This window comes from Xanthobacter autotrophicus ATCC 700552, assembly GCF_043194565.1.
GTDB classification, from domain to species: Bacteria; Pseudomonadota; Alphaproteobacteria; order Rhizobiales; family Xanthobacteraceae; genus Xanthobacter; species Xanthobacter autotrophicus_F.
The window spans coordinates 128,800-154,280 of record NZ_JBAFVS010000006.1 but is presented as its reverse complement, the minus strand read 5'-3'; the positions used below and the strand labels follow the sequence as shown (position 1 = coordinate 154,280).

The following is a 25,481-nucleotide window of genomic DNA, read 5'->3' as shown; positions in this document are numbered from 1 at the left end:
GGCGCAGGCCAATGGGCACAGACAGGTCGAGCCGGCGTTAAATACGGCGACGGAGCGTTGCAAATGCAAGCCTGTTGCAAATGCAAGCGTGTCGCCCAAGGCGCATCACTCCGCGAACTCGACCTTGTAGGTCTCGATCACGGTATTGGCGAGGAGCTTGTCGCAGGCGTCCTTCAGGGCGCCCTCGGCGGAAGCGCGGTCGTTGCCGGCCAGTTCCACGTCGAAGACCTTGCCCTGCCGCACGCTCTGCACGCCCGCAACGCCGAGCGAGCGCAGCGCGCCCTCGATGGCCTTGCCCTGCGGATCCAGCACCGCCGACTTCAGGGTGACAATGACACGTGCCTTCATGACACCTTCTGCTCTTTTGGTCCGCCCCGGGTGAGCGGTGCGGCATGCTGCAACGCAAACGGGGGCCATTGCGGCCCCCGCCTAGCATTTTTGGGTGGCAAGGCTCAACGCCTCACTTCACCAGGCTCACTTGACCAGCACCGGGCCCTTGCCCTGGGTCGGATCGTTTTCCATGAGGATGCCGAGCCGGCGCGCCACTTCGCTGTAGGCCTCCACGAGGCCACCCATGTCGCGGCGGAAGCGGTCCTTGTCCATCTTGTCGTTGGACTTCATGTCCCACAGCCGGCACGAATCGGGGCTGATCTCGTCGGCCACCACGATCCGCATCATGTCGTTTTCCCACAGGCGACCGCATTCCATCTTGAAATCCACAAGACGGATGCCGGCGCCGAGGAACAGGCCGGACAGGAAGTCGTTGACACGGATCGCGAGCGCGATGATGTCGTCGATCTCCTGGGTCGTGGCCCAGCCGAAGGCGGTGATGTGCTCTTCCGACACCATCGGGTCGTTGAGCGCGTCGTTCTTGTAATAGAACTCGATGATGGAGCGCGGCAGCGGCGTGCCTTCCTCGATCCCGAGACGGGTCGAGATGGAGCCGGCGGCGACGTTGCGCACCACGATCTCGAGCGGAATGATCTCCACTTCGCGGATGAGCTGCTCGCGCATGTTCAGCCGGCGGATGAAGTGAGTCGGCACGCCGATGTCGTTCAGCCGCGAGAAGATGTACTCCGAGATCCGGTTGTTCAGCACACCCTTGCCGTCGATGACATCGTGCTTCTTCGCATTGAAGGCGGTGGCATCGTCTTTGAAGTGCTGGATGAGTGTGCCGGGCTCGGGTCCTTCATAAAGGACTTTCGCCTTGCCTTCGTAGATTCGGCGGCGGCGGCTCATGGGAATATACCGCTGATTGAGGAAATCCATGGGTTTGCCAAGGCTCCGTTCTGGTGACGCTCCTCGGCGGGACCGGGGGTGAATGTTGCCAGTTCACACCAAGCCCGTTCGGACACTAGCCGATCAGGCGCCGCGACACAACGCGCGTCCACGTTCGCCTGTGCATGCCTGCTCTCTGATCTTTGCGCGCTGCCTGTGATTCCAACACCTGCACTGCCACCGGCAGCACCCGGTTTTCGTCGCCTGCGGCGGGACGCGACATGGGGCAGCGCTTCACTGCCGTTGATCTGGGGTGACGTGAGAGATATTCAAGGCACGCGTGCGGTCGTGGGACCGCCAATCCGATCCCGGCCGGCCGTCGGTCGCCAAAGCGTCAGAAGAGGGATGCCATGACCACGTTCGACAAGCGCGAAGAAGGATTCGAGAAGCGCTTCGCCCTCGACGAGGAAGCCCGCTTCAAGGCGGTCGCCCGTCGCAACAAGAAGCTCGGCCTGTGGGCCGCCCAGGTCCTCGGCCTCAGCGGCGAGGCGGCGGAAGCCTACGCCAAGGAAGTGGTGGTCGCCGACCTCGAGGAGGCCGGTGACGAAGATGTGTTCCGCAAGCTCAGGGGCGACTTCGACGCCAAGGGCGTGGAGGTTTCCGACCACCAGATCCGCCGCAACATGGACGAGTTCCTCGCCCTTGCCGCGGCCGAGGTGAAGGCGGGCTGAACGCCCGTTGCCGGTGGGGGCCGTCCGCACGGCGGTCGGCTCCAACCGGATCCCGGTGATGCCAAAAGCAAAAAGGCCGCCCGAGTGGGCGGCCTTTTCGTTTGGCGGGCGCCGATCAGGTCAGCGCGAATAGAACTCGACCACGAGGTTCGGTTCCATCTGGACCGGGTAGGGCACCTCGTTCAGCTCCGGAATGCGGGCGAAGCGGGCGGCCAGCTTGTTGGTGTCGAGCTCGATGTAATCGGGCACGTCACGCTCGCCGAGCTGCTGGGCTTCCAGCACCAGGGTCATCTGGCGGGAGGCTTCCTTCACCTCCACCACGTCGCCGACCTTCACCAGGTAGGACGGGATGTTCACGCGCTGGCCGTTCACCTTCACGTGACCGTGGGAGACGAACTGGCGGGCGGCGAAGATGGTGGGCACGAACTTGGCGCGGTACACCACCGCGTCGAGCCGGCGCTCCAGCAGGCCGATCAGGTTGGCACCGGTGTCGCCCTTGAGGCGCGAGGCCTCGACATACACCTTGTGGAACTGCTTCTCGCCGATGGAGCCGTAATAGCCCTTCAGCTTCTGCTTGGCGCGCAGTTGCACGCCGAAGTCGGACAGCTTGCCCTTGCGGCGCTGGCCGTGCTGGCCGGGACCGTACTCACGACGATTCACCGGGCTCTTGGAGCGGCCCCAGATGTTCTCGCCCATACGGCGATCGATCTTGTGCTTGGCCGCAATGCGCTTGCTCATGTAACGCGGATCCTTGATGGTCTTGGTTGAATTGGGATCGCGCCCCTCCTCTGCGGACCGGATCCTGGCGCAGTGCCGGGACCCCTTCCACCGACAGGCTCATCCAGCGCGCTGCCGAACGATGCCACGGGTGCGTGAAACGCCGAACGGGCCGCTGACGGCCCGAAAGGTGGCGGGTTCTTAATCGTGAACCGTGTCCGAGTCAATGTTTGCCGGCGCCAGGACGGCTTCCGGATCACCTCGCGATGGCCTCGCACGCTTCGATACTCGATGGGAAGCGCGAGCGCGACCCTGCACGGGGCCGCACCCGCCGCCACCTCTGCGACGGGACGGAAGGTCCCGCCGGGCCAATGATTGGGCTGACCCTGCCCTTGTCCCCGCCCTTGCCGCGCCGGCCGGCGGTGCGCCAGTATGGACCGCGCCCGCTTCGCCGGCCCCGGGAGAATCCCTTGAGAGCCCTCGTTTTCCAGCACGTCGCCGCCGAACATCCCGGCAGCTTCCGCGACTTCATGCGCGCCGATGGCGTGATCTGGGACGCCGTGGAGCTGGACGAGGGCGACGCCATTCCCGCCCTCGACGGCTATGACGCCCTCATGGTGTTCGGCGGCCCCATGGATGTGTGGCAGGAGGAGGAGCACCCCTGGCTCGTGGCCGAGAAGGCGGCGATCCGGGCGTGGGTGGCCACGGGCAAGCCCTATCTCGGCGTCTGCCTCGGCCACCAGCTGCTGGCCGACGCGCTCGGCGGCAAGGTGGGCCTCATGCCGCGCCCCGAGGTGGGGGTGACCGACGTGTCACTCACGCCGGCGGGGCAAGACTCCGTGTTCTTCACCGGCCTGCCGCCCACCTTCCCGACCTTGCAGTGGCACGGCGCCGCCGTGCTGAAGCTGCCCGAGGGGGCCAAGGTGCTGGCGCACAACGACCATTGCGCCATCCAGGCGCTGCAGGTGGGGGAGCGGGCGTTCGGCATCCAGTATCATGTGGAGCTGACCGACGACACGGTGCCCGAATGGGCCGAGATCACCGAATATCGCTGCGCACTGGAGGCCATCACCGGCCCCGGCAGCGGCGCCCTGCTGGTGGCGGCGGTGGAAGAGAAGATGCCGGTGTTCCGCAAGGCGGCGGAGCAGCTTTACCGCAATTTCAGGGCGACATGGTAACGCGGTAAAACCCGTGGCCGTAGGCGACGCTTAAGCCGTCACCCGCCCCTTCAACTCCTCCCGCACCCGCGCGAGCCGCGCCGGGTCGAGGCCGCTCGTGCGCCCGGTGACGCACAGGGCGCCGCGGAAGCCGAGATAGTGAGGCTGAAGCGCCGCCAGGGGCGCGATGTCCTCCAGCTTCAGCGAGCCCGCAAGGCCGGTGAGCAGGCCCGCAGCTTTGGCCTTTCCCACGAAGCCGGCGAGACGGTCCACTCCCAGATGGGCAAGGAGGCCGCCGGCCGCCTTGTCCGCCGTATCCAGCATCACCCCGTGGAAGCCGGCTTCGGCGAAGAGCGGAAGGGTGGCAAGGTCCGGATGCTGGTCGGCGAACAGCACGGCGATGAGGCGGGTTTCGCGCGCCAGCGGCCGCAGGGCATCGAGGACGGGGGCCAGCGCTGCCGCCGCACCCTTGGCGGGCAGGGGAAAGCCGATCTTCACCAGCGGCACGCCGGTTGAGGCGGTGCGCCGGGCGGCGGCACGGATGGTGGCCGCCTCAAGGGGCTGGTCGCCCACGGTGGCGCTGAGGCCGGAGGGGCAGCCCGCCGCGCGCCAGCGGGCGACGGCGGCCCGCAGCGGCGCATCCGCCCACGCGCCGAGCGCTCCTTCGGCCGGATTCTTCAGGTCGATGATGTCGGCGCCGGCGCCGAGGGCCACGTCCATCTCGGCGAGATCGGCCACCGAGGCGAGCAGGCCGGGGCGGGCCGCCGGGGGGAGGGTCACATGCACTGTCATGACGCCACCCGCGCGCGATGGTCGGCGATGGTCTCGCACAGCCAGTCCCAGGCCTCGCGCTCGGCGGGGCCGGCGGTTTTCTCGATGGCGATGGAGAGATAATTCATCTCCCGGTCCACCCGCTCGGGGTCCATCATGTGCAGGCGCGAGACCAGCACAGCGCCTTCCAGCACCGCCGCCACCGCCCGGTTGAGGCCGAGGAAGGGGGCGTGCTGCTCGCGGTGGATGATGCGGCAGAAGAAGCGCGGGCGGGTGGGATCGTCCTCCATCCGCGTCACTTCCACCTCGTCATGGGCGAGGCACTGGTCCAGCCGCACCGCGCTGTCGAGCCTTGTGGCGGGGACGGTAGGCCAGGAGCGGTGCCGGCCGGTGATGCAGCCGGCAAACACGCGGGCATCGTCGGTGAAATTCACCACCGCCACCCCGAGCGCTGCCATGTTGTCCAGCGTCCGCGACGGCCGGAATGGCTGGAGCAGGTAGCCGCCTTCCACGAGGGTCGCGCCCATGGGCGCCACATGGGGCTCCCCTAAGGTCGATTGGGTGGTGACGATGGTCTCCCGGATCACGTAGCGTCGCCCTTCTTCTTTGCGGAAAGGGTCGAGCCCGCTTCCTTGAAAGTCAACCGGTGGGCCTCTTCGGCGCGGCCGCCGGTCTCGCCGGCCACGCCCCATTTCAGGGGTTCGTCCTGGGCGTAGCGCTTGCCCAGCTTCAAGGCGATCTCCGCCCGCGCCGTCTCCACGCCGAGATAGAAGGCGTGGGCGCCGTCGTCCTCCACCTTGAGGTGGGGGAAGAGGTCGAACGGGTCGCGCGCCACATGGTGGCCGTCGCGGTTGTAGGCGTGGATGCCCTGTTCCGTCACCTCGATGCGGAAGTTGCGGTCGGCCACCGTGCCGGCGAGGCGATCCACCTCCTCCGGCGTGGTGGTGAAGGGGCGCCGGTCGCGCAGGGCCATCAGGCCGCCGCCAAAGCCCTGGGGTAGGGCGCCCGCCTCCCGCGCGGCGAAAAACTCCCGCCGCGCCCGGTCGAACTCGCGGATCGCGGTGCGGCAATGGGGGCTCACCTGCACCGCCAGCACCGCATTCAGGCGCAGCTCGGAGATGATGCCCATGAGCAAAGCGTTCATGCCGGTGGTGTCGGCGTCGGTCAGCTCGGTGACATTGCCGATGCCCATGAGGATGAGAATGTCCGGCTTCAGCCGCCTCAGCTCCGCATAACGCAGCAGCGAGGCGGTGAAGCCCAGATGGATGGGATCGAGGATGGGATCGGCGAGGAACGGCAGGCCCCTGGCCTCGCACAACTCCACCGCCCGGACGAGGGAAGCAAGGTCGCCCGCCTGCGCCGGCACCAGCACCGGCACGGCGGCGCCTTCCTCGGCGATGGAAAGCGTGTGCTCGTTGAGGCTGAGCAGATAGTCGGCCCCGGCGCGGGTGCCACGGGCCAGCTCCTGCGGATCGAAGCTGTCCACGCTCACCCTGAAGCCGTCCGCCTTGAGCGCGGCGATGGCTTCCTCCAGGTGGGGGAAGGGATTGTCGGGCAGGGCACCAAGGTCGATCACGTCCGCGCCCTCGCCCTTCAGGACGCGGGCGCGGGTGAGAAGTTCGTCGATGGTGAGGCGGGTGGTGTCCACGATCTCGGCGAACAGCAGCACGTCCTGCCGGTCGAGATTCACTGTGCCGCCCCGGCCCCTACCGAAATAGGCGGGGATATCCGCCGCCTCTTCCGGTCCGCGGGCGAAGGGCAGGCCGAAGCGGGTGGCGAGGCGATCAAGGTCGCCGCGGAAGCGGCCGGGCATGAGCACGCGGTCGATGCGCTCCGGCAGCTTCAGGCGCCGTTCCACGATCTCCGCCGTCATCAAGGCCGCGACCTTCACGCCCACATTGACCACCACCGGGTCGAGGGCCTCGTCCGCGATCTCCTGTGCGATGCGGCGGATGCGCGGCTCGGCCAGGGACCCGGTGACGAGGGCGACGCGCTCGGCCATTTCAGGCCGCCGGCGCGGGGAAGAGCTGGGCGAGTTCCGCCCGGCGGTGGGCGATGGCCGCGCGCAGCTCATCCAGCGTCTCGGCCACCACCGTGGCCTCGAACGCCTTGAGCAGGCGCGTGTTTTCGAGGTCGATGCGGCGCGGATAGACCGGCACCGGGCCTTCGGGGGCCATGGTGATCATCTCGGGCATGCTGTCGCAGGCGAAGACGATGGCTGGCACCCGGCACTTGCCAGCCTGGGCGAAACAATTGGTGACGAGAGTGTCGGAGATGCCGTGCACCGCCTTCGCCACCGTGTTGGAGGAAGCCGGCGACACCACCAGGGTGTGGTACTCGCCGTGATAGAAGCGGCCGATGGAGGCGGAGGAGGCGCTGTTGTCGCGGAATATCTGGGTCTGCGCCGGCAGCGGTTCCTTGTCCTGCTTGTACATGCGCAGCACTTCGTCGGCCGCGTCCGAGATGAACAGGTCCACGTCCTGGAGCGCGCGGATGATCTCGATGCTCTCCGTGAAATAATGCCCGGAGCCGGTGAGGGCCCAGGCCCAGCGGGGCGTTTTCGCGCGCGGCGCTTTGGCGGTCATGACGGACGCGAACCTTCCTTGGCTTCCTCATTCAACTCGGTCGCGCGCGCCCCGGTGCGCAAGGCGGCGTCGAGCCGGTCCCCATCGTCGGCGGGGACGGCGAGAATATCGCCTGTAAACCGGACCGCCATGGTCGCAAAGGCCGCATCTGCCAATCCCGTCGCTGACCATGCGGCGATGTCGGCGGTGCGGTCGCCGGAGGGGGCAAGGAATGGCGCCCCCGGCGCCTTCACCAGCACCAGCCGGTCCGCGCCCATCTCGGCCGCGAGCCACACGGCGAGGCTGTCAGAGGTGATGTCCCAGCTTTCGGGAATGCCGGCGTGGCCCAGCGTCATGGCGGCCGGAAACCACAGGGCGGCGCCCTTGGCCGCGGCTTCCGCCAGTTCGGCGGGGGTGCGGGCGGGCAGGAGACGGGATTCGAGGTCCGCCATGGCGTGGGCCATCTGCTCCATGGCGAGCAGCGCCATGCGGTGGGCGGCGGCGTCCGAAAGGTCCCACTGCGGCTGAACGGCGCGGACCTGATCGGCCAGCGCCCCACCGCCCGGCACCACCACCACCCCCTGTTCGCCGGCAAGGCGCGCCAGCAGGCGGCGCGGCGCGGTGCCCCGCATCAGGCTGCCGCCGATCTTCACGATGATGGTCACATGGTCTCCCGCTTGGTCTCAAGGTCGCATCGGTGGGTTTGCTGGAGTCATGCTAAGGAGACGCGGCGCTGCCTCCAACCGAGGATTTTTGTGCGCTGCAGCAAGGGTTTGGGCGACTGAGGTGTTTTCATATATTCGAATATATGAATAATAATACCGGTCGCGACAGTTGAGAGAGGAAAGCTTCATGCGTCTTATTCTGGCTTCGGTTCTCATGCTCGCCGCTACCGGCTCGGCCCTTGCGGATCCGGATGTGGCCAAGGGCGAAACCGCCTTCAAGAAGTGCATGGCGTGCCACGCCATCGGCCCCGACGCCAAGGCGAAGGTGGGTCCGCCGCTCAACGGCATCGTCGGCGCCAAGTGGGCGCATTTCGAGGGCTATGCCTATTCCGCCGATATCAAGGACGGCGCCGCCGCGGGCAAGGTGTGGGACGAGGCGACACTGGATGCCTACCTCACCAACCCCAAGGTGCTCGCCCCCAAGGGCAAGATGGCCTTCGCCGGCGTGAAGAACGAGGACGAGCGCAAGGATCTCATCGCGTTCCTCGCCCAGTTCAACGCCGACGGCAGCAAGAAGTAGGCGGGGCAGGGGGGCGGCCAAGGGGGCGGCCAAATATCTGACTTGTGCTCCGGCCGAATCCCCTTATCGCACGTGCAATCATACCTCATCCCGCATTTGGGGGATGAAGGCCGGCTCCGCTTCATCCATCAAGGGTTGTGCCGGTCAGGGCAAGCACCCTCGTCTGTCGGGCTGGGGGCGGCAGGCGGTGGTCCTCACGGACCCCGCCTGTTCCCGGCAGCTTGAAGCGCCCCGTGAAGCGCCCCCGGGTCGGATGCGCCATCGTCCGTCCCTCCGCTCGCGGTCGAGCTTGCCAAATGGCGGCCTGTCGTGGTGTCCCTCCCGCACCGGAGGAGGACCCCATGCCCGATCATGATTTCCGCGCGCAGCGCCTTTATGTGGATGCCGCGTTGGGGCCGGACGCAGCCGTCCTGCTCGCGCCCGAGCAGGCCCATTACGTCGCGAACGTGATCCGGCTGGCCGTGGGCGCGCATCTGCTGCTGTTCAACGGGCGCGACGGCGAGTGGCGGGCCACCCGCGTGGCCGGCGGCAAGCGCGACGTGCGCTTGGAGGTGACGACGCAGGTGCGCCCCCAGCCGGAAGCGCCGACGCTGGAATACGCCTTCGCGCCCCTGAAGCACGCCCGCCTCGACTACATGGTGCAGAAGGCGGTGGAGATGGGCGCCGGCGTGCTCTCGCCCGTCATCACCCGCTACACCCAGGTGTCGCGCATCAACCTTGAGCGCATGGCGGCCAACGCCGTGGAGGCGGCTGAGCAATGCGGCCTCCTCAGCCTGCCGCGCGTTGCCGAGCCGCGCCCGCTGGCCCAGTGGCTGGAGGCGCTGCCCCCCGAGCGGGTGCTCGTCTTCTGCGACGAAGCCGCGGCCGACCATGATGCCATCCACGCCCTGCGCACGGCGCCGGAGGGGCCGGTGAGCGTGTTGATCGGGCCGGAAGGCGGCTTCAGCCCGGATGAGCGCGCCCTCATCGCCCCGCGCGCGGTCACGCTATCCCTTGGCCCGCGCATCCTGCGGGCGGATACGGCGGCAGTAGCTGCACTCGCCCTGGTGGGGGCGGCGCGGGGCGGCTGAGCGCAACCTACCCGGCGCCGGTCAAAGACCGGAGCCGTTGGTCAGGGCGCCGAAAACGCGCGAACAGCGGATTTGTTCCCATCCCACCCATCAGAATTTCAGCAAATCCTGAAACACTTTCAAACAAGTGATTCGTAGCACGTTGCATTTTGCTAAAATATAGAAAGAGTAGATCCTGCAAAGCCCTCATTCGGGTGCCGCATTTTTGTCGGATTCTGCGTCAGTCTGTCCGGAACTTGGCCGTTGGTTGGGCGTTATTGGCGCACATTTTTTGGCATTTTCTGCGGGAGGCTTGCGTGTCGCACGATTACAGCTTCGGCATCGAAGAAGAGTTCTTCGTCGTGAACGCGGAGACGAAGGCCGTCCAAAGGCGTATGCCGTCAGGCTTTTTCGACGAGCTGAAGGACATCCTGGGCGACAGCGTTTCGGTGGAGATGCTGCAATCCCAGCTGGAGCTTGCGACCCGGCCCTCCACCGGGGCGGGCAGCGCGCTTGACCAGCTGAAGGGGTTGCGCCGCACCGTGGCGGACGTGGCGGCGGAGCATGGATTGGGGCTGATCGCCGCCGGCACCCATCCCACCGCCACCTGGGACGGCGTGCGCGCCACCAAGGCCAATCGCTACGACGGCGTCATGAACGACCTGAAGATGCTGGGCGAGCGCAACATGGTGTGCGGGCTGCACGTGCATGTGGAACTGCCCGACCCCGACGCGCGGGTGGACGTGATGCGCCGCATGGTGCCCTACATTCCCCATTTCATCGCCTTGTCCACCTCATCCCCCTTCTGGGGGGCGAAGCAGACCGGGCTCATGGGCTACCGGCTGGCGGCCTATGACGAGCTGCCGCGCACCGGCCTGCCCGAGATGTTCGAGAACGCCGCCGCCTACGAGCGCTATATCGATGCCATGGTGGAGGCGCGGGCGATCACCGATTCGAGCTATGTGTGGTGGGCCATCCGCCCCTCGCGCCAGCTGCCCACGCTGGAACTGCGCGCCCCCGACAGCTGCACCCGCATCGAGGACACGGTGGCGATCGCGGCGCTGTACCGCGCTTTGGTGCGCTTTTTGGTGCGCAACCCCCACCACAACAAGGATGTGGGCACGGTGGACCGGGCCATCGCCGACGAGAACAAGTGGCGCGCCCAGCGCTACGGCATCCACGGCTCGTTCGTGGATCTCGTCCAGCGCCGCGCGGTGGCGGTGCGCGATGCGGTGGACGGCCTCGTCCATCTGGTGGGGGAGGATGCGGAAGACCTCGGCTGCCTCGACGCGCTCCTGCACGTGCGCACCATCGCCGAGGCGGGCACCAGCGCCGACGTGCAGATCGCGGTCTTCCAGGAAGCCCAGCATCGTACCGGCAAGCGCAACGAGGCGCTCGACGCGGTGAAGACCTGGCTGGCCCACACCACGCTGCAGTGAGGGTGGCTGATGGACGGGCCGCCCGTCCGTCCCTAGGATGCCGGGAGGCTCCTCCATACGGCATTCCATGAGCGCCCCTCCGCCCGACCAGGATCTCATCGTCTTCGACGGCGCGTGCGTGTTTTGCTCCGGCTTCGCGCGGTTCATGGTCCGGTGTGACCGCAAGCAACGGTTCCGCTTCGTCGTCGCGCAATCGGACACAGGCCGCGCGCTCTACGGCCGGTACGGGCTCGATCCAGACCTCATGGAAACCAATATCGTCGTGGTCAATGGTCGCGCCCATCTCCGGATGCGGGCGTTCGCGGCGGCGATGGGCGCCATCGGCTGGCCTTGGGCGGTGTTCCAGCCGCTTGGCTGGTTGCCGGCCGGCCTGACAGATCGGCTCTACGACGTCATCGCGCGCAACCGCTACCGGTTCGGGCGCCGCGCCTGCACTTCGCCTTCCCCGGAATTGCGAGCGCGGCTCCTTGAGTGACATCGTCCTTGTCGTCGGAGGCTACGGCGTCTTTGGTGCGCGCATCTGCATGGGCCTTGCCGGCGAGGCGGGCGTGGATCTCGTTGTCGCGGGCCGCAACATGCGCGCTGCCGAAGCATTCTGCGCCCGCTACGGCGGCCGGCCCTTGCGGTTTGACCGCGACGCTGCCGATTTGGCGGCGCGGGTACGCGATGTCGGGCCGTTCGTGGTGATTGACGCTGCCGGCCCGTTCCAGAATTACGGGCCGGAATGCTACCGCCTCGCCGACGCTGCGCTGGCGGCGGGTGCCCACTATCTGGACCTGTCCGACGATCCGCACTTCACCGCGGGCATCACGGGCCTCGACGCAGCCGCTCGCGCTGCCGGCCGGACCGTGTTGTCCGGCGTGTCGAGCGTGCCGGCCCTGTCGTCCTCCGTCGTGGCCGAGCTTGCCGACGGCATGGCGGACATCCACCTGATCGAGAGCGTGATCCTGCCCGGCAACCGGGCGCCGCGCGGCCTGTCGGTGATCCGCGCCATCGTCGGTCAGGCGGGGCGGCCCCTTTCGGTCTGGCGGGGTGGTCGGTTCGTATCCGTTCCGGGATGGAGCGGCCTTGAGCGCGTCACCCTCGACCCGGCAGGTGCGACGGCCGTTGCCGGACGCTGGGCCAGCCATAACGCCGCGCCGGACCTTGCGCTGTTTCCCCCAAGGTTCGGTGCCCGCTCCGTCCTGTTCCGGGCGGGGCTGGAACTGAAGCTCATGCATGGCGGTCTGCTGCTGCTGTCGCTGCCGGTGCGATGGGGACTGGTGCGCAGCCTTGCGCCGCTGGCGCGCCTGCTGAAATGGGTCGCCGAGCGCCTGGAGCCGTTCGGCTCCGATACCGGTGGCATGCGCGTGCGTGTCGTGGGCCGGACCTGGGCCGCAGACATGGAATTGCGCGAATGGGTGCTGATTGCCGGCGCCGGGGATGGGCCGCATGTGCCGGCCTTGCCCGCCCGCGTTCTCTACCGCCGCCTCCGCGACGGCAAGGTGGCGCCAGGCGCACGGGCCTGCGTAGCGGAGTTTCCGCTCGCGGATGCCGAGGTGCTGATGGCGGGTTTGAACCTTGCGACGCACCGGGCAACGCGGCCCATGAAGGCGCTGTTCGCCGAGGCGATCGGGCCGGATCTTCGCCTGCTTCCACAACCGCTGGTCGATCTGCATGCGGTGATCGATGTAAGGCGGTGGCACGGGGAGGCCGAGGTCACTCACGGTCCCGGCGTGGTTGCCCGGCTCGTTCGGGCCGTGATGCGATTTCCGCGGGCCGGGGGCGCTGTCCGCGTCGGTGTGACCATGGAGCGCCGAGGCAGCGGGGAAGTCTGGGTGAGGGACTTCGCCGGTCAGCGCTTCCGCTCCCACCTGACCCGCAACACCGCGGGTCCCGGCGTCCGCGAGCGTTTCGGACTGCTCAGTTTCGACATCGGGCTGGCGGTCCGTGCCGGCCGGCTCTGGTACCCCGTCGTCGGCGGCCGCCTTGCGGGCGTGCCACTGCCGCGGGCGCTGCTGCCCTCCAGCACCAGTTGCGAGAGCGTGGACGCAGCGGGCCGGGCCTGCTTCGACGTCGCCATCGCGCTGCCCCTCGTCGGCCCCGTCATCCGTTACCGGGGCTGGCTCGTGCCGGACGGCGAGCGAGGCTGACGGCGCTCTGCCATCAGCCTCAATCCCTCACAGCTTGAACGGCACCACGGTCTGCTGCTGTTCGCCGAGGCCGGTGATGCCCACGCGCATCACGTCGCCCGCCTTCAGGAAGCGCGGCGGCTTGAAGCCGAGGCCGACGCCGGGCGGGGTGCCGGTGGTGATCACGTCGCCGGGCTCCAGAACCATGAACTGGCTGATGTAGTGCACCAGGAACGGGACCCGGAAGATCATGGTCCTAGTGGAGCCGTTCTGCACCTTCTCGCCGTTCACCTCCAGCCACATGGCAAGGTCCGAGGTGTCGGTCAGCTCGTCGGTGGTCACGAGCCACGGGCCGAGTGGGCCGAAGGTCTCGCAGCCCTTGCCCTTGGTCCACTGGCCGGAGCGCTCGATCTGGAAATGGCGCTCGGACACGTCGTTGCAGATGAAATAGCCGGCGACGTGGGCGAGGGCGTCCTTCTCTTCCACATAGCGCGCGCGGGTGCCGATGACGAAGGCGAGCTCCACCTCCCAGTCAAGCTTCAGCGAGCCCTTGGGGATCATCACGTCGTCGTCGGGGCCGACCACGCAGTTCGGCGCCTTGTTGAACAGCACCGGCTCTTCCGGGATGGGATTGTTGGTCTCGGCCGCGTGGTCCGCGAAATTGAGTCCCACCGCGACGAAATTGCCCGGCCGCGCCACGCAGGAGCCCAGGCGCACGCCCTCGGGGGCCAGCGGCAGGGAGGCCGGATCGACCGCCGCGATCGTCTTCAGGCTGGCGGGCGAGAGCGCCGCGCCGGCGAGGTCGGGGATGACCTGGGACAGGTCGCGCACCTTGCCGGTTGAATCGATTAGACCCGGCTTTTCCTGCCCTTTGTCCCCGAAGCGGACCAGCTTCATCGGTCGAACTCCCTCATGATATCATTGAATGTCCAGAGCCGGTTCCAATCAGATCGACTCAATCGGATCGGTGGAACTCCGGAGCGTGCGGCGCGCGGTCGCTCACCGGGCGCGCACGCTGGCGCGGACGCGGGCATTGGTCAATGGTGGGGCTCCAAGAAAATGCATGCCATGCCCCGAACCTTGCGATGACCGACCAGATCCTGCCCCTCCTCTTGTTCTCGTTTGCGGCCAGCGTGACGCCCGGTCCAAACAATCTGATTGCCGCGGCGTCGGGATCGCGCTTCGGCTTCCGGCGGACCGTGCCGCAGATGCTGGGGGTGGCGGCGGGGTTTCCGCTGCTGGTCATCGCCATCGGCATGGGGCTCGGCGGCCTGTTCGTGGCGGTGCCGGGCTTGCATCTGGGGCTGAAGCTCGCCGGAGCCGCCTACCTGCTGTATCTCGCCTGGAGCCTGCTTCACGCCGATGCGCCGGACGCGGGGGAAGGTGAGACTGAGTCGGCGCCCTCCTTCCTCGGGTCCGCGGCCTTCCAGTGGGTCAATCCGAAGGCGTGGACGGTGGCGCTCAGCGTCATTCCGACTTTCGTCGATCCCGCGCGAGATGTCCTGCCGCAGGTTCTGGCCGTGGCGCTGGTATTCTCGGCGACCGCACTGCCGTCCGTTGCGCTTTGGGCCGTGTTCGGCGTCGCGTTGTCGCAGCTGCTTTCCGATGAAAAGCTGCGCCGCCGCGTCAATGGACTTTTAGCCGCCTCGGTAGCTGCCAGCGTATTACTGCTGTTTTTCTGACCATGGCGCAACGATGAGCGTTAGCGCTTCCGTTTTTCGCGGTGGCGTCATAAAAGGGAAATGAGACTCCGGCTAAGTCCGGACTGCGCTTTGACGGCGCAAGGTCAGCTGTAGAGACTTCGACGTCGAAAGGCCGTCGCAAGTCGCCTGCCCGCCAAGGGAAATTCCCTAGCGGCAGGTCAAGGCGGGAGATGATTGCGTGAGCGACAGTCCCCAAGCGCGCCGCTTTCGCGCCCTTTTCATTTCCGATGTCCATCTGGGTACCAAGGGGTGCCAGGCGGACCTCCTCATCGACTTCCTGAAGTATCACGACGCCGACACCATCTATCTGGTGGGCGATATCGTGGACGGCTGGCGGCTGAAATCCTCCTGGTACTGGCCGCAGAAGCACAACGACGTGGTGCAGAAGCTGCTGCGCAAGGGCCGCAAGGGCACGCGCGTGGTCTATCTGCCCGGCAACCACGATGAATTCCTGCGCGACTATTACGGCACCCATTTCGGCGGCATCGAGGTGGTGGAAACCGCCGTCCACGAGGCGGCGGACGGCAAGCGCTACCTGGTCATCCACGGCGACGTGTTCGACGTGGTGGTGCGCCACGCCAAGTGGCTCGCCTTCCTCGGCGACTGGGCCTATTCCGCCGCGCTGACCACCAACACCTATGTGAACAAGGTGCGTCGCCGGCTCGGCCTCACCTACTGGTCCCTGAGCCAGTGGGCCAAGCTCAAGGTGAAGAACGCCGTCAACTACATCGGCAAGTTCGAGGAGGCGGTGGCCGATGAGGCCAAGCGCCACGGGGTGGACGGCGTTATCTGCGGCCATATCCACCACGCGGTCATTCACGATCAGTTCGGCGTCAGCTATGTGAATTGCGGCGACTGGGTGGAAAGTTGCACCGCCATCGCCGAATATGACGACGGCCACCTGGAGATCATCTCCTGGACGCGGAACCTCCAGAAGGCCCCGGCGGAGCAGCAGGACATGGTTGAGGGGGCGCGCGCGGCGGCTTGATGCGGGTTCTTGTCGCCACCGATGCGTGGCATCCACAGATCAACGGTGTGGTGCGCTCCCTGGAGTACACCGCACATGAAGCGGCCGCGCTCGGTGCAGAACTCGAATTCCTGAGCCCGCAGGGGTTCCGGTCCATTCCCATGCCCAGCTACAACGAGATCCGCCTGGCGCTGGCCACGCCGCGCATGATCATGCGGCGGATCGAGGCCATGCAGCCGGATTTCGTGCATATCGCCACCGAAGGTCCCATCGGTATCCTGGTGCGGCGGGCCTGCATCGCCTCGCGGCGGACCTTCACCACCTCCTATCACACCAAATTCCCCGAATATCTCTCCGCCCGCGCCCCGGTGCCGGAGCGGCTGACCTATGCTTGGCTGCGCTCGTTCCATAATGCGGGCGGCGGCGTCATGGTCTCCACCGCGACGCTGGAGCGCGACCTTGAGGCCCGCGGCTTCAAGCGGCTGATGCGCTGGTCGCGCGGCGTGGATGCGGAGCTGTTCCGCCCCCGCCCCGAGGCGACCCTGAACCTGCCTCGCCCGGTCTATCTCTTCGTCGGCCGGGTGGCGGTGGAGAAGAACATCGAGGCGTTCCTGGAACTGGACCTGCCCGGCTCCAAGGTGGTGGTGGGCGGCGGCCCGGCGCTGAACAGCCTGAAGGAGCGGTTCCCGGCGGCTCATTTCCTCGGGCCGAAGGAGGGCGAGGACCTGGCGCAGGTCTATGCCGCCAGCGACGTGTTCTGCTTCCCCTCGCGCACCGACACCTTCGGCATCGTGCTGCTGGAAGCGCTGGCGAGCGGCCTGCCGGTGGCCGCCTATCCCGTCACCGGCCCCACCGACGTGCTGGCGGATGCCACCGAACCGGTGGGCATCCTCGACAACGACCTGCGCACCGCCTGCCTGAAGGCGCTGGAACTGTCGCCGGCGGCGGCGCGGCGCTTCGCGCTGCGCTATACGTGGCGCGAGAGCGCCCGCCAGTTCATCGACAACGTGCTCATCGCCCACGACATCGGCCCCATCGCGCGCCGCTATCGCCTTCGCCGCCGGCGTCGGATAGCGTCCGGGGCATGAGCGCCCAATCCATCCCCGGTCCCACCCCGATTCCCTCCGCCGATGACGTGGAGGCCGCCGCCCGCCGGATCGCCGGCGTCGCCGTGCGCACGCCCCTCGTCTTTTCCCCGATCCTCAGCGAGCGCACCGGCGCGCGCGTGTTCCTGAAGCCGGAGACGCTCCAGCGCACCGGCTCCTTCAAGTTCCGCGGCGCCTACAACCGCATGGTGCAGATCCCCGAGGCGGACCGGCCGGCCGGCGTGGTCGCCTGCTCGTCGGGCAATCACGCGCAGGGGGTTGCCGCTTCGGCCAAGCTGCTGGGCATGCCGGCGGTCATCGTCATGCCCCACGACGCGCCGGCCCTGAAGCGCGACCGCACCCGGGCGCTGGGCGCCGAGGTGGTGGGCTACGACCGCCGCACCGAGGACCGCGACGCCATCGCCCGCGCCATCGCGCAGGCGCGCGGCGCGACACTGGTGCCGCCCTATGACGATCCGCACATCATCGCCGGGCAGGGCACAGTGGGCCTTGAAATCGTGCAGGATCTCGCCGCGCTGGGCCTTGCGCCCGATCTTGTGGCGGCCAACGTCTCCGGCGGCGGCCTCGTGGCCGGCATCGCCCTGGCGGTGAAGGCGCGGGCGCCCGGCGCAAGGGTGGTGGCCTGCGAGCCCGCCGGCTTCGACGACCATGCCCGCTCGTTCCGCTCCGGCGTGCGCGAGCGCAATGCCGAGCCGTCCGGCTCGTTCTGCGACGCCCTGCTGGCGCCGACCCCCGGTGCGCTGACCTTCGAAATCACCCGTCCGCTGGTGGGCGAGGGGGCATCCGTCACCGATGCGGAGGTGGCGCGGGCGGTGGCCTTCGCCTTCCTGGAGCTGAAGCTGGTGGTGGAGCCCGGCGGCGCGGTGGCGCTGGCCTGCCTGCTGGAGGGCCGGCTCGGCGTCTCCGGCGGCACGGTGGCCATCGTGCTCTCCGGCGGCAACGTGGAGCCCGAGACCTTCATCCGCTGCCTCACCGCCTGAGCCCGGTGGTGGCGCGGCAGGTGGGGGAGGGTGAGGGCCGGCCGGGTCGGCCTCAGGCTGCGGGTCCACCGGCCGTGGGGCTGCGGCTTAGCAGCGCTTATGCCGCCTTCTTCCTCGCCATGGGCATTCAGGTGCCCTACCTGCCCTTGTGGCTGCAGGACCGGGGCCTTGGACCCGAAGCCATCGGCGTGGCCCTGGCCGTGCCCATGCTGGCGCGCCTTGTCTCGACGCCGCTGCTCGGCGTGCTTTCCGACCGGTTTGGCCGCCCCAGGGCCATGCTGGTGGCCCTGGCGCTGGCGGCCCTCTGCGGCATGGCGATGCTGGGCCTCAGCGTGGACTTCCTCGCCATTCTCGTCACCCTTGCCTTCACGGCGCTGGCCTGGATGCCGAGCCTGTCCTTGCTGGATTCCTACGCCTCCCGCCAGGCGCGGGCGGGGCGCGCGGACTATGGCAAGGCCCGCCAATGGGGCTCCGCCTCCTTCCTCGTCGCCAATCTCGTGGGCGGGGCGCTGCTCGGCATGCTGGGCGCCGGCTCGGTGGTGCTGATGATGCTGGCGGGGCAACTTGCCTATGTGCTCGCCGCTCTCGCCCTGCCCGAGCTGCCGCGTCCGGAGCCCCGGCCTGCGCCGGTCACCGGGCGGCGGGCGCGACTGGGCGTTCTCGCCGGCATCGTGGCAGCGGCGCTGGTGCAGGCGAGCCATGCCACGCTCTATGCCTTTGCGTCCGTGAGCTGGGTGGCGCAGGGCTATTCGCTCGCCACCATCGGTGTGCTGTGGGCGGTGGGGGTGGCGGCGGAAATGGCGCTGTTCCGCTTCGGCACGCGCCTCGTGGTCCGCTTCGGGCCCCATGTGCTCATCGCCGTGGGCGGGATCGCGGCGGTGGTGCGCTTCGCGGCCATGGCGAGCGACCCGCCGCTGGCGGTGCTTGTGCCGCTGCAGATGCTGCACGCCTTCACCTTCGCCGCCACCTTCCTGGCCATGGTGGAACTGGTGAGCCGCAGCGTCAGCGAGCACCGCTCCGGCACCGGCCAGACCGCCGCCGCCTGGATCGGCAGCATCCTGATGTCGGCGGCGAATGTGGCGTCAGGCCCGCTCTGGGCCGCCTTCGGGCCGCTGGCCTTCCTCGTCTCCAGCGCCATCGGGCTGGCCGGAGCGCTGGCCGCGCTGGTGGCGGCGCGGCTTCAGCCCCACAGCTCCGGCTCCGGCGGATAGACCAGGGCGCCCTCGTATCTCAGCCCCGGCGTGCGGTCGCGGGCCAGCAGCAGCGGCCCGTCGAGGTCCACCACCTGCGCTCGCTGCGCCACCAGCAGGGCAGGGGCCATGGCGAGGGAGGAGGCCAGCATGCAGCCCACCATCACCCGGAAGCCGAGCCCCTCCGCGGCCTCGGCCAGCGCCAGCGCCTCGGTGAAGCCGCCGGCCTTGTCCAGCTTGATGTTCACGGCGTCGTAGCGCTCGCGCAGGGCGGCGAGGCCGGCGCGGTCGTGGACGCTCTCGTCGGCGCACACCGGCACCGCGCGTTCCATCCGCGCCAGCATGCGGTCGTCCGAAGCGGGCAGGGGCTGTTCCACCAGTTCGACGCCGGCGGCGGCGCAGGCATCCAGCAGCACCGGCAGATCGGCCGGGTTCCAGCCTTCGTTGGCATCTACGATGAGGCGCGCCTGGGGCGCCGCCGCGCGGATGGTCCTCAGTCGGGCACGGTCGCCCGGGGCGCCGAGCTTGAGTTTGAGCAGCGGGTGCCCGGTGGCCGTTGCAGCGGCGGCGGCCTGCGCCATGGCCTCGGGCGTATCGAGGCTCAGGGTAAAGGCGGTGGTCAAGGGGTGCAGCGCGCCCAGTCCGGCGTGCTCTGCCACCCGCATGCCCGAAAGCTTGGCTTCAAGGTCCCAGAAGGCGCAATCGAGCGCGTTGCGGGCGGCGCCCGGCGGCAGACGGTATTGCAGTGCTTCGCGGTCGAGGCCCGCCGCGATGTCGGGGCCGAGGGCGGCGATGGCGGCGGCGACGCCGTCCACGCTCTCGCCGTAGCGCGCATAGGGCACGCATTCGCCCCGCCCGGTGGCGCCGTTGTGGGTGAGGCGCGCCTCCACCACCACCGCCTCGGTCTTGGAGCCGCGGGCGATGGTGAAGGTGCCGGCGATGGGGAAACGCGCGATGCTGAGGGCGAGTTGGGCCATGGGTTAAGCTTAATATCCGATTCCGCGGTCCGCTGCGGGGGCTTGAGCGGATGCTGCCGGGGTGTGTCCCTGGTGATCTCGACGCGAAGGCCTGTTGTCTGTATGGCTTAATTTATCGTTCGTGTGGTCGCTGGGACGTGCCTCCACGGGCGCAGTGCCGGCTGCGTGTCGCATCGCAGCAGGCGAAGCTGAATGAAACTGAGTGGGTGATTGCGCGTTCCTGCGGACACGCATCACCCATATGCGGGGCGACAGGCGTTGGGGGTGAGGGCATCGGACCGGTCATGCCGGGCCGTTTCGCCCGGTGCCTCCGGCGAAAAGGACAGGCCGGCGCCGTGCCGTTTCGCGGCGCCCCCATGGAGACCAAGCGTTGCCCCACGCCTCCCTGATTTCCGTGCATAGCCAGGACGACCGGCTCATTGTGGCCGGGCGCGGCGCATGGACATCCGAATATGCCGACGAGCTGGAACAGGCGGTGGACGACACCGCCCACGCCTATGCCCAGCCCAAGGGCGTCGAGATCGACCTGTCGGCGGTCGAGCGCATGGACACCTTCGGCGCGCTGCTGTTCGAGCGTCTGAAGCGGTCGTGGAAGGGCACCGGCATCGAGCCTCAGGTGAAGGGGCTGGCCCCGCGCTACACGGTGCTCATCGAGGAAATGGGCCGCATGGGGCAGGAGCAGCCTCCGCCGGCCCGCCGGCACGAGGCGATCCTGGAGCGGTTCGGCCACGAGACGGTGAATGTGGCTGCCGATGCCGCCGCGCTGCTGAATTTCGTCGGGGCGTCGGTGGCCGCCATGGGGCGGGTGCTGCTGCGCCCGCGTAGTTTCCGCTTCACCGCCATGGTGAACCAGCTGGACCGGGTCGGCTTTCGGGCGGTGCCGATCATTATCCTGATCACCTTCCTCATCGGCTGCATCCTGGCCCAGCAGGGCATCTTCAATTTCCGCCGCTTCGGTGCCGACATCTATGTGGTGGACATGGTGGGCGTGCTGGTGCTGCGCGAGCTGGGCGTGCTCATCGTCGCCATCATGATCGCCGGCCGCTCCGGCAGCGCCTACACCGCCGAGCTCGGCTCCATGCGCATGCGCGAGGAGGTCGACGCTCTGCGCGTCATGGGCTTCGACCCGGTGGAGGTGCTGGTGGTGCCGCGCCTGCTGGCGCTCATCATCGCCTTGCCGCTGCTCACCTTCATCGGCTCCATGTCGTCCCTGCTGGGGGCCGGGCTGGTCTCGTGGGGCTATGGCGGGATCACGCCCGACGTGTTCCTGAGCCGCCTCAAGGACGCCATCGACATGGACCAGTTCAGCGTGGGCATGATCAAGGCGCCCTTCATGGCCGCCACCATCGGCATCGTCGCGTGCCTCGAAGGCCTGCGGGTGGGGGGCAGCGCCGAGTCGCTCGGCGCCCACACCACGGCATCGGTGGTGAAGGCCATCTTCCTCGTCATCGTGATGGACGGCGTCTTCGCCATGTTCTTCGCCGCGATCGACATGTGAGGCGGCATGGACGCGCGCACCTCCCCCGTCGCCGAGGCGACCAACCACCGGGAAGCCATCATCAGCGTCCACGACATCGTGGTGGGCTTCGGTGACCGGGTGATTCTCAACCATCTCGATCTCGACGTGTACCGCGGCGAGATCCTGGGTTTCGTCGGCACCTCGGGCGGGGGCAAATCGGTGCTGACGCGCACCATCCTCGGCCTGGTGCCCAAGCAGTCCGGGACCGTGGAGGTGTTCGGCCAGAACCTGGACGACCTCTCCGAGCGCGAGCGCTCGGCGCTGGAGCGGCGCTGGGGCGTGCTGTTCCAGCAGGGCGCGCTGTTTTCCTCGCTCACGGTGAAGCAGAACATCCAGTTTCCGCTGCGGGAGAACCTGCACCTGTCCCAGCGCCTTCTGGACGAGATCGCCTACACCAAGATCGAGATGGTGGGGCTCAAGTGCGACGTGGCCGAGAAGCTGCCGTCGGAACTGTCCGGCGGCATGATCAAGCGGGCGGCGCTCGCCCGCTCGCTGGCCCTCGATCCGGAAATCCTGTTTCTGGATGAGCCCACTTCCGGCCTCGATCCCATCGGCGCCGGCGAATTCGACGAGCTTATCCGGACGCTGCAACAGACTTTGGGGCTCACGGTTTTCATGGTAACCCACGATCTCGACAGTCTGCATACCGTGTGCGATCGCATCGCCGCGCTGGCGGATGGCAAGGTGATCGCCCAGGGCACCATCGAGGACATGATGGCAGAGCAGCACCCTTGGTTGCGGGCCTATTTCCATGGCACGCGGGCGCGGGCGGTTCAGGCTGCGCGCCGATGAGACACACTTAAGGGGGCGGACCGGACGGCGGGGGCGAGGTCGGAACGGAGCCGGGATCAGGTATGGAAACACGGGCCAACTACACCATTATCGGAGCCTTCACGCTCGCGGTCCTCGTCGCGGCGTTCGGCTTCGTGTACTGGTTCGCCGGACCGCAGGATTCCAACGCGCGCAAGCCTTACGAGATCGTCTTCGACGGCTCGGTGGCGGGCCTGCGCCAGGGCAACAATGTCCTCTTCAACGGCATCCCCGTGGGCCAGGTGACCGGCCTCGGCCTCGTGGCGGGCCAGCCGGGGCAGGTGCTCGCGCGGGTTGCCATCAACAATGATGTGCCGGTGCTGTCGGATGCGCGGGCCGGCATTGAATCCCAGGGACTGACGGGCATCGGCGTCATTTCGATCCGCGGCGGGAAGCCGGATGCTCCGCCGCTGCCGCTCGGACCTCATGGCATTCCGCGCATCACCTCGGATGGCGGCGCCGGCATGGCCGGCCTCATCAATTCGGCCCAGGGCGTGGCCAGGAAGATCGAGGTGGTGCTGGACGCCATCAATCCGCAGGACATCAAGAATATTATCGCCAGCATCGACACCTTCTCGAAGGCCGTGGCGTCGAAATCCGAGGATGTGGCGAGCCTGATCGAGCAGTCGAACGCGCTGGTCAAGCAACTCAACAGCGTTGCCGAGAAGGTCGACAAGGTGGTGGTGAACCTGCAGAAGGCCACCGAGGACAAGGACGGCCTTCTGGTGCAGGCCACCGACGCCGCCACCTCGGTGCGCCGGCTCGCCGACAACCTGGATCAGCGCACGGCGCTCCTCACCGAGCAGGTCAGCCGCTTCACCGGGCCGGGCCTGAAACAGTATGAGGCGCTGGCCACCGATGGCCGCCGCACCCTCAACGAGATCGACCGCGTGCTGCGGAACATCGAGCGCAACCCGCAGCAATTCATCTTCGGCGGCGGCAATTCCATTCCGAAATACGGGCGATGAGCCGATCATGACTTTCGTTCGCAGGAGCCTTCTCGCTCGCCGCCTCGCAACGCTTGCCCATGCTGTGCCGCGGCTGTCCGCCCTTCTGGTCGGCACGGCCCTCGCCCTTGCGCTGGCGGGATGCGGCTCGACGCCGACCCCCACCTACAACCTCTCCGCTCCCAGCGGCTTCACGGCAGGTGGCAGCGGCAACGGGCAGATGGTGGTGGTGGCGCCCACGGCGCTTGCCGTGCTCAACACCGACAAGGTGATGGTGGAGCCGGGCCCCGGCCAGGTGGCCTATCTCTCCGACGCCCAGTGGAGCGATACGCTGCCGGCGCTGCTTCAGGCGCGCACCATCCAGGCCTTCGAGAACGCGAGCAAGCTGCGCCGCGTCGCCCGCCCCGGCGACGGGGTGAATGCGGACTACCAGCTGGTCATCGACATTCGCACCTTCGCCCTGCGCATCACCGACCAGGGGCCGGTGGCGGTGGTGGAACTGTCGGCCAAGCTCATCGGCACCCAGAGCGGGCGCATCCTCGCGGCGCAGGTGTTCAAGGCGGCGGTACCGGCCGCCTCCACCGCAGGCCCGGTCGCAACCGCCGCCCTCGATTCCGCGCAGGAACAGGTGCTGGTGCAGATGGTGCGCTGGGCTTCGGCGAAGTTCTGAGCGCGCCCCTCGCGATGCTCTGAGGCGGCCTCGCGTCGTCGTCGAGCAGGCGCGGGGCTTAAAGCCTTACGCCAGCCGATCGCCCAAGAGGAAGTGCAGCGCCCGGTCGAGGCGGATGTGCGGGATGGGGCCGTCGCCGATTCCCGCCGGCGGGCGGAAACGCAGGAAGCGGAAGTCCGCGTCGCCCTCGATCCCCGTGGCGAGCCCGCGAAATCCGGCCCCCGAGGGATCGAACAGCGCGTCGGGATCGTCCGGCAGGTCGCCGGGGAAAACCGCCATCTCCTCCGTGCCGTCGAAGCGGTGGCCGCCCACCTCCTGCCCCGCCTCCGGCGTGCCGACAATGGCGTCGAGTTCATGCCCGTCACGCCGCACCCGTGCTTCCTGGGTGGCGCGGATGGCGGCAAGCGCCACCACGTCCAGCGCCGCGCCGTGGTCCTGCGCCCGGGCACGGGCGCGTTCCACGAGGCGGGCCAGGATCGCTTCCAGCCGGTCATGGCTGGAGCGGTGCAGGTGGTCGGCCTTGGTGGCAGCGAACAGCACCTTTTCGATGCGCGGGCGGAACAGGGTGCTGACCAAGCTGTTCCGCCCGGTGCGGAAGGCGGCGAGGATACCGTCCAGAGCCCGTTCCAGATCCGCCAGCGCCGCCGGTCCGGCATTGAGCGCGGCGAGGGTGTCCACCAGCACGATCTGCCGGTCGAGCCGGGCGAAATGGGTGCGGAAGAACGGCCGCACCACGGCATTCTTGTAGGCCTCGAACCGCCGCTCCATCATGGCGCCGAGGCTACCGGCCTTCGGCACCTTGGCGTCCACGTCGAGGGGCGCGAAGGTGAGGGCCGGCGAGCCCTCAAGGTCGCCGGGCATGAGGAAACGGCCTGGCGGCAAGAGGCTCATGGCCAGCTTTTCGCTGCGGCAGGCGGAGAGGTATTGGGTGAACAGCGCCGCGACTTCCCGCGCGCGGGTCTCATCCTGCGGTCCATCCACCCGGGCGGCCGCCACCGCCGCCAGCCAGGGCGCGGCCACGTCCGAGCGGGCCGGCGCGCGGGCCAAGGCGAGGCTCTGGCGCGCGAAGTCGGCGTAGCTCATGTCGAGCAGCGGCAGATCGAGCAGCCACTCGCCGGGATAGTCCACCAGATCGAGGGTGAGGGTGCGCAGGCTGCCGCGGGTCGTGGCGTAGCGGATGGACAGGCGCAACTCGCTGACCCGCGTGGTGGAGGAGGGCCATTGGCGCGCCTCGGCCAGCGTCTTCAGATGGTCCTCATAGGCGAAGCGCGGCACCGCGTCGTCGGGCTGGGGCTGCAGCTCGGCGCGGGCGATGCGGCCGGACTGGAGCGCCTCGAACACCGGCAGCCGCCCGCCACGGGTCAGCGCATGGATGAGGGCGGTGGTGAAGATGGTCTTGCCGGCCCGCGACAGGCCGGTGACGCCGAGGCGCAGGGTGGGATGGGCGATGCCCTCCACCCGGTCGGCCAGGGTCCGAATGGCGATCCGCGCCTCGTCCATGGCGTCGGTGACGCTCAGGCTCAGGGCGGGCTGGGCAAGGCCTTCCACGCGGTGCCCCAAGGTCTTGAGCGCAGTCCGCGCCCCGGTCATGGCGTCGGTGACGCGCGCCA

At 68.3% G+C, this 25,481-nt stretch carries 27 protein-coding genes; 16 read left to right on the top strand and 11 right to left on the bottom strand.

What is annotated here, in order from left to right; translation table 11 throughout:
* Positions 1 to 105 precede the first annotated feature (105 nt).
* On the bottom strand, positions 106 to 348 hold the full coding sequence (purS, locus tag V5F48_RS08830; RefSeq protein ID WP_012116060.1) for a phosphoribosylformylglycinamidine synthase subunit PurS: 243 nt from the start codon (positions 346 to 348) through the stop codon (positions 106 to 108).
* 126 nt (positions 349 to 474) lie between these two features.
* Positions 475 to 1,269 carry a phosphoribosylaminoimidazolesuccinocarboxamide synthase gene (purC, locus tag V5F48_RS08825; protein ID WP_138398904.1) on the bottom strand — a complete coding sequence of 265 codons (795 nt, stop codon included), beginning with the start codon at positions 1,267 to 1,269 and terminating at the stop codon, positions 475 to 477.
* A 359-nt stretch (positions 1,270 to 1,628) separates the two neighbouring features.
* On the opposite strand from purC, the gene V5F48_RS08820 reads away from it, so the two are divergent.
* On the top strand, positions 1,629 to 1,949 hold the full coding sequence (locus tag V5F48_RS08820) for a DUF1476 domain-containing protein (protein ID WP_394109412.1): 321 nt from the start codon (positions 1,629 to 1,631) through the stop codon (positions 1,947 to 1,949).
* Positions 1,950 to 2,069: 120 nt separating this feature from the next.
* Here V5F48_RS08820 and rpsD read toward each other — a convergent pair whose 3' ends face one another.
* Complete coding sequence (gene rpsD, locus V5F48_RS08815; protein WP_138398902.1) at positions 2,070 to 2,687, bottom strand: 30S ribosomal protein S4; 618 nt, start codon at positions 2,685 to 2,687, stop codon at positions 2,070 to 2,072.
* Positions 2,688 to 3,136: 449 nt separating this feature from the next.
* Between rpsD and V5F48_RS08810 the strand changes: the two genes are divergently transcribed.
* Positions 3,137 to 3,844, top strand: coding sequence for a type 1 glutamine amidotransferase (locus V5F48_RS08810; RefSeq protein ID WP_394258391.1), 708 nt, complete (start codon positions 3,137 to 3,139; stop codon positions 3,842 to 3,844).
* Between the two features lie 30 nt (positions 3,845 to 3,874).
* Here V5F48_RS08810 and V5F48_RS08805 read toward each other — a convergent pair whose 3' ends face one another.
* From V5F48_RS08805 to V5F48_RS08785, 5 genes are read right to left on the bottom strand one after another with little or no spacing between them, the layout of a single operon-like run.
* Entirely contained in the window at positions 3,875 to 4,603 is a 729-nt protein-coding gene (locus V5F48_RS08805) for a (5-formylfuran-3-yl)methyl phosphate synthase (protein ID WP_394258390.1), read from the bottom strand.
* An 8-nt stretch (positions 4,604 to 4,611) separates the two neighbouring features.
* Positions 4,612 to 5,181, bottom strand: a complete 570-nt coding sequence (locus V5F48_RS08800) for a DUF447 domain-containing protein (protein WP_394258389.1) — start codon at positions 5,179 to 5,181, stop codon at positions 4,612 to 4,614.
* Positions 5,178 to 6,596, bottom strand: coding sequence for a DUF6513 domain-containing protein (locus tag V5F48_RS08795; protein ID WP_394258388.1), 1,419 nt, complete (start codon positions 6,594 to 6,596; stop codon positions 5,178 to 5,180). Before V5F48_RS08795 ends, V5F48_RS08800 begins: the two co-directional genes overlap by 4 nt.
* Before the next feature lies 1 nt (position 6,597).
* Positions 6,598 to 7,179, bottom strand: a complete 582-nt coding sequence (locus V5F48_RS08790) for a flavoprotein (RefSeq protein WP_394258387.1) — start codon at positions 7,177 to 7,179, stop codon at positions 6,598 to 6,600.
* Entirely contained in the window at positions 7,176 to 7,823 is a 648-nt protein-coding gene (locus tag V5F48_RS08785) for an amino acid kinase family protein (RefSeq protein ID WP_394258386.1), read from the bottom strand. Before V5F48_RS08785 ends, V5F48_RS08790 begins: the two co-directional genes overlap by 4 nt.
* A 187-nt stretch (positions 7,824 to 8,010) precedes the next feature.
* Here V5F48_RS08785 and V5F48_RS08780 point away from each other — a divergent pair, with 187 nt between their 5' ends.
* The 5 genes from V5F48_RS08780 to V5F48_RS08760 all read left to right on the top strand — a co-directional run bounded on the left by V5F48_RS08780 (position 8,011) and on the right by V5F48_RS08760 (position 13,023).
* Positions 8,011 to 8,403, top strand: a complete 393-nt coding sequence (locus V5F48_RS08780; protein WP_394109419.1) for a c-type cytochrome — start codon at positions 8,011 to 8,013, stop codon at positions 8,401 to 8,403.
* A gap of 341 nt (positions 8,404 to 8,744) precedes the next feature.
* Positions 8,745 to 9,473: a 16S rRNA (uracil(1498)-N(3))-methyltransferase gene (locus V5F48_RS08775; protein WP_394258385.1), complete on the top strand. Its 729-nt coding sequence runs from the start codon at positions 8,745 to 8,747 to the stop codon at positions 9,471 to 9,473.
* A gap of 296 nt (positions 9,474 to 9,769) precedes the next feature.
* Positions 9,770 to 10,891, top strand: a complete 1,122-nt coding sequence (locus tag V5F48_RS08770) for a carboxylate-amine ligase (protein WP_394258384.1) — start codon at positions 9,770 to 9,772, stop codon at positions 10,889 to 10,891.
* A 67-nt stretch (positions 10,892 to 10,958) separates the two neighbouring features.
* The gene (locus tag V5F48_RS08765; RefSeq protein ID WP_394258383.1) at positions 10,959 to 11,366 is read left to right on the top strand and encodes a thiol-disulfide oxidoreductase DCC family protein; all 408 of its coding nucleotides are present in this window, start codon (positions 10,959 to 10,961) and stop codon (positions 11,364 to 11,366) included.
* Positions 11,359 to 13,023, top strand: coding sequence for a DUF4166 domain-containing protein (locus V5F48_RS08760; RefSeq protein WP_394258382.1), 1,665 nt, complete (start codon positions 11,359 to 11,361; stop codon positions 13,021 to 13,023). The genes V5F48_RS08765 and V5F48_RS08760 overlap by 8 nt, the downstream gene beginning before the upstream one ends.
* Positions 13,024 to 13,050: 27 nt before the next feature.
* Here the strand turns inward: V5F48_RS08760 and V5F48_RS08755 are convergent, their stop codons facing one another.
* Entirely contained in the window at positions 13,051 to 13,899 is an 849-nt protein-coding gene (locus V5F48_RS08755) for a fumarylacetoacetate hydrolase family protein (protein ID WP_394258381.1), read from the bottom strand.
* Between the two features lie 188 nt (positions 13,900 to 14,087).
* On the opposite strand from V5F48_RS08755, the gene V5F48_RS08750 reads away from it, so the two are divergent.
* The 5 genes from V5F48_RS08750 (at position 14,088) to V5F48_RS08730 (ending at position 18,969) form a co-directional block, all read left to right on the top strand.
* Positions 14,088 to 14,684, top strand: coding sequence for a LysE family translocator (locus V5F48_RS08750; RefSeq protein ID WP_394109425.1), 597 nt, complete (start codon positions 14,088 to 14,090; stop codon positions 14,682 to 14,684).
* Between the two features lie 199 nt (positions 14,685 to 14,883).
* On the top strand, positions 14,884 to 15,693 hold the full coding sequence (locus tag V5F48_RS08745; protein WP_394109426.1) for a UDP-2,3-diacylglucosamine diphosphatase: 810 nt from the start codon (positions 14,884 to 14,886) through the stop codon (positions 15,691 to 15,693).
* Positions 15,693 to 16,760: a glycosyltransferase family 4 protein gene (locus tag V5F48_RS08740; RefSeq protein WP_394109427.1), complete on the top strand. Its 1,068-nt coding sequence runs from the start codon at positions 15,693 to 15,695 to the stop codon at positions 16,758 to 16,760. Before V5F48_RS08745 ends, V5F48_RS08740 begins: the two co-directional genes overlap by 1 nt.
* The gene (locus V5F48_RS08735; RefSeq protein ID WP_394258380.1) at positions 16,757 to 17,758 is read left to right on the top strand and encodes a threonine ammonia-lyase; all 1,002 of its coding nucleotides are present in this window, start codon (positions 16,757 to 16,759) and stop codon (positions 17,756 to 17,758) included. The genes V5F48_RS08740 and V5F48_RS08735 overlap by 4 nt, the downstream gene beginning before the upstream one ends.
* 74 nt (positions 17,759 to 17,832) lie before the next feature.
* A complete protein-coding gene (locus V5F48_RS08730; RefSeq protein ID WP_394258379.1) occupies positions 17,833 to 18,969 on the top strand; it encodes an MFS transporter in 1,137 nt (378 codons plus the stop codon).
* Here the strand turns inward: V5F48_RS08730 and dgcA are convergent.
* Entirely contained in the window at positions 18,939 to 19,925 is a 987-nt protein-coding gene (dgcA, locus tag V5F48_RS08725; RefSeq protein ID WP_394258378.1) for an N-acetyl-D-Glu racemase DgcA, read from the bottom strand. The two genes, V5F48_RS08730 and dgcA, sit on opposite strands and share 31 nt — an antisense overlap.
* Before the next feature lie 370 nt (positions 19,926 to 20,295).
* Here dgcA and V5F48_RS08720 point away from each other — a divergent pair, with 370 nt between their 5' ends.
* The 4 genes from V5F48_RS08720 (at position 20,296) to V5F48_RS08705 (ending at position 23,871) form a co-directional block, all read left to right on the top strand.
* On the top strand, positions 20,296 to 21,423 hold the full coding sequence (locus tag V5F48_RS08720) for an MlaE family lipid ABC transporter permease subunit (RefSeq protein WP_394109431.1): 1,128 nt from the start codon (positions 20,296 to 20,298) through the stop codon (positions 21,421 to 21,423).
* Between the two features lie 6 nt (positions 21,424 to 21,429).
* Entirely contained in the window at positions 21,430 to 22,236 is an 807-nt protein-coding gene (locus V5F48_RS08715) for an ABC transporter ATP-binding protein (RefSeq protein WP_394109432.1), read from the top strand.
* 62 nt (positions 22,237 to 22,298) lie between these two features.
* Positions 22,299 to 23,222: an MlaD family protein gene (locus V5F48_RS08710; protein ID WP_394258377.1), complete on the top strand. Its 924-nt coding sequence runs from the start codon at positions 22,299 to 22,301 to the stop codon at positions 23,220 to 23,222.
* A gap of 7 nt (positions 23,223 to 23,229) precedes the next feature.
* Complete coding sequence (locus V5F48_RS08705) at positions 23,230 to 23,871, top strand: ABC-type transport auxiliary lipoprotein family protein (protein ID WP_394258376.1); 642 nt, start codon at positions 23,230 to 23,232, stop codon at positions 23,869 to 23,871.
* Positions 23,872 to 23,937: 66 nt separating this feature from the next.
* Here the strand turns inward: V5F48_RS08705 and V5F48_RS08700 are convergent, their stop codons facing one another.
* Entirely contained in the window at positions 23,938 to 25,371 is a 1,434-nt protein-coding gene (locus V5F48_RS08700) for a YcjX family GTP-binding protein (RefSeq protein WP_394258489.1), read from the bottom strand.
* Positions 25,372 to 25,481 lie beyond the last annotated feature (110 nt).